Origin of the sequence: Bartonella sp. AD13SXNS (assembly GCF_042196465.1) — a bacterium.
GTDB lineage: Bacteria > Pseudomonadota > Alphaproteobacteria > Rhizobiales > Rhizobiaceae > Bartonella.
On the sequence record NZ_JBHIQI010000096.1, the window covers coordinates 1 to 739 of the forward strand.

Genomic DNA, 739 nt, shown 5'->3' on the forward strand with positions numbered 1-739 from the left:
AACACCAGAAAGCGTCCGGTCTTCTTTCTTACTGTTGGCAATGTTGATTTCACTACCTTCTACTGCACCTCCAATAGTGAGACGATGCGTTGTTTTGTCTTGCTGAACAAAGCTTTCGCTTTCCACTTTGGTAATCACATTATTAACCTGTTCAGTCAATTTGTTCTGAACATTCGTGATAGAACTTCCAACACCTGCAAGCGCATCAGCTACATTCGTATAGTTCTTGTCAAAATAAGTACCATCCTCACCAAACTGCTTGATCTTGAAATCCGGTGCTTTCCATTTGCCCTCTTTATCATATCCAGCACCTCCACCAAAATAGGTTGCAAGTTGTTCGTTCAGCGAATAAAGCTGACTACCCGTTACAGCATCTGTTGATTTAGCGCTAATCTCACCATTTGCAAGGAACGTAATTCTACTGTTTTCTTGTGTCCTGACAGCTTTGCCTTTTTCTTCTTTACTCTTTTCATGACGCGCTACAAAGGCATCGGCTTCCTTGCTCCATAACAAAGAATCCTGTGCTACTCCTTCGGAAACCTCTTTAATCCGTGCATTCACATTCTTGATATTTGCATCAAGGCCTGCAAAAGCGGTTCCAACACCTTGAAAGTCACTCTCTGTTACAACTCCATCTTTAGCAATGTAAGATAATTTATACGTTGGCTGTGTAAGAGCTCCATCTTTAAAGGATGCTTCTCCACCTAAAAACTTAGCTACATCCTCACCGATTTTATTA

At 41.3% G+C, this 739-nt stretch carries 1 pseudogene; it reads right to left on the reverse strand.

Annotated features, from left to right (window positions below):
- A pseudogene (locus ACFIMQ_RS09585) lies at positions 1-739 on the reverse strand (hypothetical protein); the annotation flags it as partial.